Below are 9842 nucleotides of genomic sequence, written 5' to 3'. Positions count from 1 at the left end.
CCTCCTGGCCGGAGCTGGCCGACGACGCCGCAGGCGCGCGCGCCGCCGTGGACTCCTCGGTGACCCCGAGCGGAGAGGACCGGGTCGTGGTGCTGACCGGACTCGACACCAAGGGTCTCGAGTTCGACGCCATCGTGGTCGTGGGGCCGCAGGAGATCGAGGACGAGTCGGTGACCGGGCGCTCGACGCTCTATGTCGTGCTCACCCGAGCCACGCAGTTGTTGACCACGGTCGGCTGAGGTGTCCAAGGTCCTGGGGGATCAGGGTCACCGGTCCAACAATTTCGACGCCCTGCGCCTGGTCGGTGCCCTCGTGGTGATGTTCGCTCACTCCTATTCGCTGCGCGGGCACCCCGAGCAGATCCCGGTCGTGCTGGGCTATCCGTTGCAGACCCTCGGCGTCATCGTGTTCTTCGCCATCTCCGGCTACCTCATCACCGCGAGCTTCGAGCGCACCCGCAACCCGGTGACCTACCTGCTCGCCCGATCACTGCGGATCTTCCCGGCACTGGTCGTGCTGGTGCTGCTGACGGCGTACGTCCTCGGGCCCCTCGTGACCACGCTCACCCGTGATGCCTACTTCGCCGATCCGCTGACGGACGGCTACGTGACCCACAACATCCGACTGTGGGTGCAGTTCCCGCTGCCCGGGGTGTGGGCCACCAACCCCCTACCGGGCGCGGTGAACGGCTCCCTCTGGACGCTGTTCGTGGAGTTCTTGTGCTACCTCGCGGCACCCCTGCTCTTCCTCTTTCCCCGCCTGCTGCGCCCCTTCGCGGCGCTGGCGGCCCTGATCGTCACGATCCGGCTCGCCGAGGCGCCGATGGAGGCGTCCCCGCTCTTCTATGCCGTCCGGCTGCGCGACGCCGCCGGCCTGTGGGTCTACTTCGCGGGCGGCGCCTTCCTGCGCATCGCGGTCAAGCAGTGGTCGTGGTTCCTCCTCCGGACCGACATCGCCGTGGCGCTGATGGCCGCGCAGTCGGTCATCGCCGTCGCCTGGCCGCAATGGGCCATCGAGACCGGCTCGATCGCCATCCCGTACACCGTGCTGACCATCGGCCTGGCGCGCACGCCGTACGTCGCGCGGACTGCGCGCTTCGGCGACTTCTCCTACGGCCTCTACCTCTACGCCTTCCCCGTGCAACAGCTGGTCATCGACCAGTGGGGCGTGCGCGGTACCGCGGTCAACTTCGTGACCGTGCTGGGCATCACGGCTGTGTTCGCGATCCTGTCCTGGCACCTGGTCGAGCGGCCGGCGCTGGCGCTCAAGGACCGGATCCTGCATCGCCGGGTCCGGCCGGGCACGCCCGAAGCGGTGGTCGCCGAGTCGGTTTCTGCCTGATCACGTAGTGGTCGAGGTCCTGCGTGGCGTGCGCGCGGTGGGTGGACGAACTGCCTGCAGTTCGCGGGCGGCCCTGATTTCGGCACCGCGCTGGCGCGCCTGCTCACCCAGCGGCGGGGTGCCTGGGACAGGGTCGATGGCCCGTAGGGTTTCGCCCATGACTGCCGCTGGTGACGTCCACGCCCTCCTGGAGCAGGTCCAGGGGCAGCAGGCGTGGGCGGTGATCCGGCGCAAGGCGGCACCCACCGCAGGCATCATCGGCGGGACCCGGAGTGAGGTCGAGTCAATCCTCGACATCCCGCTCGAGGACGGCGTCCCGGAGCCGGGGCGCAGCGCCGACCGGCTGGTCGCGGTGCCGTTTCGCCAGATCGCCGAGCGAGGCTTCGACGTGATCGACGACGGCACCCCGCTGGTCGTCGTCGACATCACCGAGGAGCACGAGGTCGGCGTCGAGGACCTGATCGCGGCGCTCCCCGACGTTCCCGTCGAGTTCGCCGACCGCGGCGGCTTCGTGATCGACGACGAGGACTACGCGACCATCGTCGAGCGGATCATCTCCGACGAGATCGGTCAGGGTGAGGGCGCCAACCTCGTCATCGGCCGCCACTACCGCGCGGTCGTCGCCGACTGGGACGCCGAGCGCGCCCTCACGGTCTTCCGGCGGCTCCTCGTGCGCGAGCGTGGGGCCTACTGGACCTTCATCTTCTTCACCGGCGACCGGTTCCTGATCGGCGCGAGCCCGGAGCGGCACGTGTCGGTGAAGGCCGCCGACGACGGAGCCGAGCGAGCAACGAGCGAGCGACCGAGTCGGCTCACGGGAGTCAGCGACGTGCGGATGAACCCGATCTCGGGGACGTTCCGGGTGGGCAGGGGTGGTGACGAGGAAGAGCTGAAGGAGCGACTCCTCGAGTTCCTCGCCGACGAGAAGGAGATCTTCGAGCTCTTCATGGTCGTCGACGAAGAGCTGAAGATGATGTGCGACATCTGCCACGAGGGCGGCCAGGTGCTCGGGCCGTTCCTCAAGCCGATGACCCACCTCGTGCACACCGAGTACCTCCTCGCCGGTCGCAGCGAGCGCGACCCGCGCGAGATCCTGCGGGACACGATGTACGCCGCCACGGTGACCGGCGCCCCGGTCGAGAACGCCTGCCGGCTGATCAGCGCCTACGAGACGGAGGGCCGCGGCTACTACGGCTCGGCGCTCGCGCTGTTCGGTCGCGACAAGCAGGGCAACCACACGATGGACAGCCCGATCCTGATCCGTACCGCCGACGTCTCGCCGCAGGGCGACCTCAAGGTGACGGCCGGAGCCACCCTGGTGCGCGACAGCAATGCGGCCTACGAAGTCGCCGAGACGCATGCCAAGGCGGGCGGCATCCTCAGCGCCTTCGGGCTGGTGCCGGTCGCCACCGTCGACGGCGACGCGATCGCTGCTCTTGCGCGTGACGAGGACGTGCTGCTCGCGCTCGGCACCCGCAACCAGCGGCTGAGCCGCTTCTGGCTCACCGACCAGGAGGGTGCGCCGCCGGACCCGACACTCAAGGGCAAACGAGTGGTCATCCTGCACGGCGAGGACGACTTCGTGAACATGCTGCGGCACGTGCTCGGCGTCTTCGGCATGACCTCGACGGTGGTGCGGCACGAGGACTACACCACCGCTGCCTTCGACGGCGCCGACCTGGTGATCGTCGGCCCGGGGCCGGGCGATCCGCGCGACGGCGCGCATCCCAAGATCGCGACGTTCCGCACGGCCGTCGACGACCTGCTCGCGAGCGGCCAGCCGTTCCTGGCGGTGTGCCTCGGCCACCAGACGCTGTGTGATCGCCTGGGCATCCCGCTCGCGTTCAAGGACATCGTCTTCCAGGGCACGCAGTCTCGGGTCCCCTACCGCGGGCGCACCGAGCGGGTCGGCTTCTACAACACCTTCGTCGGCCGGGTCACCGACCCGGGCGTGCTCCCGGAGGGCGTCACCGTTGAGCGCGACGAGGCGACCGGTGACGTCCACCTCGTGGCGGGACCGCACTATCGCGGCATCCAGTTCCATGCGGAGTCGATCCTCACCGAGCACGGCTACGACCTCATCCACGACCTTGCGCAGGCCCTCGTCGGCAATTCTGGATCAATCTAGTAGACTTTGCGTTAGGGTGTGCCGGGCAACGGAAGGTCGGTCGCGTGCGTCACCATGTGTGAGCGCTCATCACTGGACGGGGAAGTCCTTGCTGCTGGTACGACGATCCGTGGCGGTCGCCTGTCTGCTCGCCCTGACCGCGTGTGGCGCGGTCACCGGCGGCTCCGGCGGCGACGGCAGCGCCGAGGGTGCGATCGACACCGGCGAGGCCAACCGCCTCCAGGTCGCGGGTGCCAACGCCGAGCCGTTGCCGGCCAAGCGGATGTCGCGTCGCCCCAACATCGTGCTGGTGCTGATGGACGACTTCTCGATGGATCTCGTCCAGACATTGCGGGCCGCGCGCGACATGCGCCGCCGCGGCGCGGACTACTCCCACGCCTTCGTCGTCGACTCCCTGTGCTGCGTCTCGCGGGCCAGCCTGTTCACCGGGCAGTACCCGCACCAGACCGGCGTCCTCACCAACACCTCCGGTACCGCGGGCGGCATGCCGCTCGGTGGCTGGTCGGCCTTCGAGAGCAACGGCAACCCCGAGCGCTCGTTCAACGTCGCGTTGCAGCAGTCCGGCTACACCACCGGCTTCGTCGGCAAGTACCTCAACGAGTACGAATGGGTCCCCGGCCGCGCCCTGCCCCCGGCGCCGCCCGGCTGGTCGGAGTTCAACGTCGTCTTCGGGTCCGCCTACGACGGCTGGGACTTCGCCTCGACCCGCCTCGGCAACGGCCGCCTGCCGGTCAGGCCGCACGAGGCGCCGCCGCTGTCGGCGCCGATGGCCGAGCGCGACAGGGCCTATGCGGGCAGTGTGATCGACGACTACGCCATGAGCTTCATCAGGCGACACCAGGCCGGCAACGCGCCGTACTTCCTCGAGGTCGCGGCCTACGCGCCGCACAATCGCACGCAGCCGAAGCCCTACTACCCGGGCGACCCGGTGTTCCCGCCGATGTTCCGGGACCGGCCGCACGACGGCAAGCCGGGCAACTGCGGCCCGGTCGCGTGCCAGGCCCTCACCACCAGGGACCTGCCCGGCTTCGGGGACAACCGCTCTGACAACCATCCGCTGACCAGCAGGGGCAGGCCGGCGCAGCGGTGGAACACCCGCGCCAACCCGTTCCGCGCGGCCGTCAGCATCAACGACCTGCGCAACCGCGCGATGATGGCGCAGTCGATCGACCGCACCGTTCGCAAGATCCTGCGCAGCGTCGACGACAACACGTATGTCGTGTTCACCTCCGACAACGGGTTCCACCTCGGCCAGAACGGCCTCGGCCGCGGCAAGGGCACGGCCTACGACACCGACGTGCACGTGCCGCTGCTCGTCGTCGGGCCGGGCGTCGTCAAGGGCACTCGCGCCGAGCTGACCTCCAACATCGACCTCGCGCCGACCTTCGAGGAGCTGGCCGGGCTGGCGCCGCAGCCCTACCGGTTCGGCGCCTCGCTGGTGCCGACGTTCGGTGACCCAGCGCTCGTGCGCCGCAACTACGTCTTCTTCGAGCACACGGCCCAGGCGCTCACCCGCAAGGACCCCGACTCCGCGCTCAACGGCGATGAGCTCGACCGCATCCCGTCCTACGTCGCAGTGCGCAGCGCCACCGGCCTGCTGATCCGCTACGACTTCGACAACGCGGCCGAGCGCACCGACTACGGCTACGAGTTCTACCCGTACAGGAACCGGGTCTGGGAGAGGACCAACGCCTTCGCCAAGGCTCGGTATGCGCCCGAGGTGCGGTTGCTCCGCGACAAGCTGGCGGCCTTCGACCTGTGCGCCGTCCAGTCCGGCAACGAGCCGGTGGACGGCACCTGCCGGGGTCTCACGCTGTAGGGCTAGCGTTCGGCCTGTGCCGCCGGACGTCATCGTGGTCGACCACCACGACTCCTACACGTGGAACCTCGTGCACCTCGTCGCGGGTGTCACGGGCGTCCTGCCGAGGGTCGTGCAGCACGACGCGGTCACAGTGGCTGACGTGCTGGGCCACTCGCACGTGATCCTGTCGCCCGGTCCCGGCCATCCGGGCGATGTCGCCGACTTCGCCGTCGGCACGGAGGTGCTGCTCGCCGGCACGACCCCCGTGCTCGGGGTGTGCCTCGGGATGCAGGGCCTGGTGACGGCGTACGGCGGCGTCGTCTCGCGCGTCGAGCCGGCGCACGGCGACGTGGCGGTGATCCGGCACGACGGGGCCGGCGTGTTCGCGGGGCTGCCGACGATCTTCGACGCGGTGCGCTACCACTCGCTGGCGGCGACCATGCTGCCCCCCTCGCTGGTCGCGTCCGCGTGGTCCGAGGACGGTGTGGTGATGGGTGTGCGCCACCGCTCGCTCCCGCTCGAGGGTGTGCAGTTCCACCCCGAGTCGATCCTGTCGTCGTGTGGCTTCGACATGATCGCGAACTTCCTCGCATGACCGAGCCCGTCGACGTCTTCCGGACCGTCGCCGCCGAGCACCCGCGCTGCTTCTGGCTCGACGGCGGCGGGGCCCGCGAGTGGTCGGGACGGCGTTCGCTGATCGGGTGGCTCGACGAGGACGACGTGTCGTTGACCTATGACGCGGCACGCCGCGAGGTCACGCGGCACGCCGGCGGACGCTCCGAGGTCGTGGGCGACGACGTCTTCGGCGTACTCGAGGCGTCGATGCTCCCGGGGGAGCAGTGGTTCGGCTACTTCGGCTACGCGTGCCGCCCCGACCTGCCGGCCCGCCCGGACCCGGGCCTGCCCGATGCCGCGTGGATGCGGGCGGGGCACGTGCGGATCTTCGAGCATGCCGGGTCTGTGTCGAAGTCCCCGGATATCCGGGGACTCCCGCACATGTCAGGGGTTGCATCCCCTGACACGCGCAAGAGTTCCCTGACCAGTCCCCCCGAGGAGTACGCCGCAGCCTTCGCCGCCGTCCAGGAGCAGCTGCGCGCCGGCAACTCCTACGAGGTCAACCTCACCTACCGGCTGGCCGAGGAGGTCGCCGAGCACCCGGCCGATGCCTACCTCCGGCTCCGCGACCTCAACCCCGCGCCGTACGCCGGATTCCTCCAGCACGACGTCGAAGGCCACCGGGCGTGGCTGCTCAGCTCCAGCCCCGAGCGCTACGCGCTGATCACCCCCGACCGGACCCTCCAGACCAAGCCGATCAAGGGCACGACCCCGCGCGGCGCAACGCCGGCCGACGACGACGCGCTGCGCGCGAGCCTGGCCAGCGACCCGAAGACCCGCGCCGAGAACCTGATGATCGTCGACCTGCTGCGCAACGACCTGGCCATGGTGTGCGAAGTGGGGTCGGTCGAGGTGCCGGCACTGATGGAGGTCGAGACCTACGAGTCGGTGCACCAGCTGGTCTCGACGGTGAGCGGGCGGCTGCGTGACGACGTGTCGACACTCGGGGCGCTGCGGGCGCTGTTCCCCGCCGGCTCGATGACCGGGGCGCCCAAGCAGCGCACGATGGAGATCATCGACGAGGTCGAGGAGACCGCCCGCGGGGTGTATGCCGGTGCCTTCGGCTGGATCAGCGGCGACGGCCCGGCCGACCTCGGGGTGGTGATCCGCTCGCTGATGACGGCCGGCGACGGGCACTGGACCCTCGGGACCGGCGGCGGGATCACGGTCCGCTCCGACCTCGACGACGAGTGGGCCGAGTCTTGCTGGAAGGCCGCCCGGCTTCTGTCGGTCTTCCAGCGACCTGTGTGAGCGAAACTCACGCTGTGCGACCAATGCCTGGGTGGCACAGCGTGAACTTCCCCGGATATCCGGGGAAACCGACTAGCCGCCCGGGATCGACACCGACATCCGCGTCCCGCCCCCCGGCGCCTCGGTGACCACGACCCGACCAGCATGCTGGTCGACGACCTGACGCACGATCGCCAGCCCGAGTCCCGAGCCGGGCATCGAGCGCGACTCGTCGGCGCGCCAGAAGCGCTCGAAGACGTGCGGCAGGTCGGCCGCGCTGATCCCCGGACCCTGGTCGTCGACGGTCAGCACCCCGGCGACCAGCCGCACCGTGATCGTCGCGCCGGGGGGGCTCCATTTCGCCGCGTTGTCGAGCACGTTGGTGATCGCGCGCTCCAGCCCGGTGGCGTCGCCCGCGGCGGTCCACGGCTCGAGGTGTACGTCGAAGTCGACCCCGGGAGCGCGGCGGCGCACGCGCGTCACGGCGCGATCTGCCACCTCGGCCAGGTCCAGGGTGGCGACCGAGGAATCGGGCTGCTCCTCGCGGGCGAGCATGACGAGGTCGCCGACGAGGGTGGTGAGCTCCTCGATCTGGCCGCGCACGTCGTCGAGCAGCTCACGTCGAGACTCGGGGGGAAGGCCACCCTCGGAGCTGTCCGCCTGGGCCAGCAGGTCGAGGTTGGTGCGCAACGAGGTCAGGGGTGTCCGGAGCTCGTGGCTCGCGTCGGCCACCAGCCGGCGTTGGCGGTCGCGCGAGGCGGTGAGGGCGCCGAGCATCTGGTTGAACGCCGTGGTAAGCCGGGCGATCTCGTCGTCGCCCCCGACGGGCAGCGGTGTGAGGTTCCCGGTGACGGCGTTCTTCTCGACCGACTGGGCCAGGCGGCGGACGGGCCGCAGGCCGTTGGTCGCGACCGCCCATCCGGAGAGGGCTGCGGCCAGGATGCCGAGACCGCCGGAGATCAGCATCACCGTGCCGAGCCTGCGCAGCGTGCGGTCCTGGGACTCCAGCGCCTGCGCGAGCACCAGCGCCTGGCCGCTGCCGGCCTGCACGGTGGCGACGCGGTAGCGGGCGCCGTCCTTGTCGGCGACGGTGCGGATCGAGGACGGCGACCGGCCCGCGGCGACGGCCAGCTCAGGCTTGCCGAGGGTGAAGGTGGGCAGGTTGTCGGCGGAGAGAACGCCGCGCTCGGCGGTGATGAAGATGACCCGCACGTCGGCGGCTCCGAGCATCCAGGCCGGCACGTCCTGCGCGGTCGCCTGGGACAGGGCGGTGCTCTCGGCGGCCTTGGTCGCCCGGTTGAGCAGCGACTCGTCCAGCGAGGACTGCAGCTGCATCCGCATCACCATGAAGGCACCCAGGGCCATCACCGCGATCGAGGCGCCGACCGCCGCCGTGGTCAGCAACGCGACCCGAGACGCCAGGGAACGCCGGTAGTGCCAGCGGCCGGCCGGCCAGCTCATGCTTCCTTCAGCACGTAGCCGACGCCGCGGATGGTGTGAATCAGTCGCGGTTCGCCCTCGGCCTCGGTCTTGCGGCGCAGGTAGCCGACGTAGACCTCGAGCGAGTTGGCGCTCGTCGGGAAGTCGTAGCCCCACACCTCCTCGAGGATGAAGGACCGCTCGAGCACCCGCCTCGGCCGACGCAGGAACATCTCCAGCAGCGTGAACTCGGTCCGGGTCAGCTCGATCAGGCGCTCACCGCGGCGGACGTCGCGCGACCCGATGTCCATTGACAGGTCGGCGAACGCCAACGACTCGTCGTCCTCGGTCGGCACGACGCGGCGCAACAGCGCGCGCAGTCGGGCGAGCAGCTCCTGGAGCGCGAACGGCTTCGTCAGGTAGTCGTCGGCCCCCGCATCGAGCCCCTCCACCCGATCGCCGACCGCGTCACGGGCGGTGAGGACGAGGACGGGTACGTCGTTGCCGGTCGCTCGCAGCGCGCGGGTCGCCTCGATCCCGTCGAGTCGCGGCATCATCACGTCCATCACGACCACGTCGGGGCGGGTGGTGCCGAGAGTGGCCAGCGCCTCCGCGCCGTCGGCGGCCAGGGACACGTCGTAGCCGTTGAACTCGAGCGATCGCCGCAACGATTCGCGCACGGCCTTGTCGTCGTCGACGACGAGCACGCGGGGACGGGTCTGGGGCACGGACCAAGGATGCCAGTCCCGCCTGAGCGTGGGCTGAAGACGACGACCCGGTCAGCCGGTCTCGCCTCGTACGGCGCTCTCGACGACCGCGTCGGCGGCCTCGCCCAGCGTCAGGCTGCGCTCCTCGGCGATTTGGAGCAGCGCGAAGTAGGCCTCGGACATGTCGACGTCGTACTGCCAGGCGAGCACACCCTTGGCCTGCTCGATGCCGCCGCGCTCCTCGAGCGCCTCCTGCAGGTGCTGGGCCGCGTCATCGGCCGACAGCGGGCGCACGTAGACGGCCGCGAGGGTGAGGATGTCGGCGTAGGTCTGCAGCAGGACCCCGTCGACGGACCCGGTGCCGGGGTCCGTCCAGAACAGGTTGAGACCGCCCACGCCCACGCCCTGCCACACCATCGGCACCGCGTAGACCCGCTCGTAGCCGGCGACCCGCATCCGGTCCCCGAAGCCTGGCCACCGCGCATTCGCCTCGTCAGCGGTGGCGACGGACACCGCGCGCTTCTCGCGCATCGATTCGACGCACGGACCGTGCTCGGCCCCAGCCTGGTAGGCCTCGAGGTCGGCCACCCGGTGCGAGGTC

At 70.4% G+C, this 9842-nt stretch carries 9 protein-coding genes; 6 read left to right on the top strand and 3 right to left on the bottom strand.

Annotated elements, in window-relative coordinates:
* The 6 genes from RMO85_RS18470 to RMO85_RS18445 form a co-directional block, all read left to right on the top strand.
* Positions 1-239 (top strand): ATP-binding domain-containing protein (locus tag RMO85_RS18470; protein WP_310530185.1); only part of this gene is annotated, 239 nt, incomplete at its 5' end.
* 1 nt (position 240) lies between these two features.
* Positions 241-1341, top strand: coding sequence for an acyltransferase (locus RMO85_RS18465; RefSeq protein ID WP_310530184.1), 1101 nt, complete (start codon positions 241-243; stop codon positions 1339-1341).
* Positions 1342-1498: 157 nt separating this feature from the next.
* Positions 1499-3469 (top strand): chorismate-binding protein, encoded by a 1971-nt coding sequence (locus RMO85_RS18460; protein WP_310530183.1) that lies wholly within the window; start codon positions 1499-1501, stop codon positions 3467-3469.
* 109 nt (positions 3470-3578) lie between these two features.
* The gene (locus RMO85_RS18455; protein WP_310530182.1) at positions 3579-5288 is read left to right on the top strand and encodes a sulfatase-like hydrolase/transferase; all 1710 of its coding nucleotides are present in this window, start codon (positions 3579-3581) and stop codon (positions 5286-5288) included.
* A gap of 16 nt (positions 5289-5304) precedes the next feature.
* Entirely contained in the window at positions 5305-5865 is a 561-nt protein-coding gene (locus RMO85_RS18450) for an aminodeoxychorismate/anthranilate synthase component II (protein ID WP_310530181.1), read from the top strand.
* Entirely contained in the window at positions 5862-7136 is a 1275-nt protein-coding gene (locus tag RMO85_RS18445) for an anthranilate synthase component I family protein (protein ID WP_310530180.1), read from the top strand. The genes RMO85_RS18450 and RMO85_RS18445 overlap by 4 nt, the downstream gene beginning before the upstream one ends.
* Positions 7137-7208: 72 nt before the next feature.
* On the opposite strand, the gene RMO85_RS18440 is transcribed toward RMO85_RS18445, so the two are convergent.
* The 3 genes from RMO85_RS18440 to RMO85_RS18430 all read right to left on the bottom strand — a co-directional run.
* Positions 7209-8576 (bottom strand): ATP-binding protein, encoded by a 1368-nt coding sequence (locus RMO85_RS18440; protein ID WP_310530179.1) that lies wholly within the window; start codon positions 8574-8576, stop codon positions 7209-7211.
* Positions 8573-9262, bottom strand: coding sequence for a response regulator transcription factor (locus RMO85_RS18435; RefSeq protein ID WP_310530178.1), 690 nt, complete (start codon positions 9260-9262; stop codon positions 8573-8575). Before RMO85_RS18435 ends, RMO85_RS18440 begins: the two co-directional genes overlap by 4 nt.
* A 51-nt stretch (positions 9263-9313) precedes the next feature.
* Positions 9314-9842: ANTAR domain-containing protein (locus RMO85_RS18430; RefSeq protein WP_310530177.1), on the bottom strand; the 529-nt coding region annotated here is incomplete at its 5' end.

The organism is Nocardioides sp., from assembly GCF_031422975.1.
Classification (GTDB): domain Bacteria; phylum Actinomycetota; class Actinomycetes; order Propionibacteriales; family Nocardioidaceae; genus Nocardioides.
This window is presented reverse-complemented; position numbering and strand designations above follow the sequence as displayed.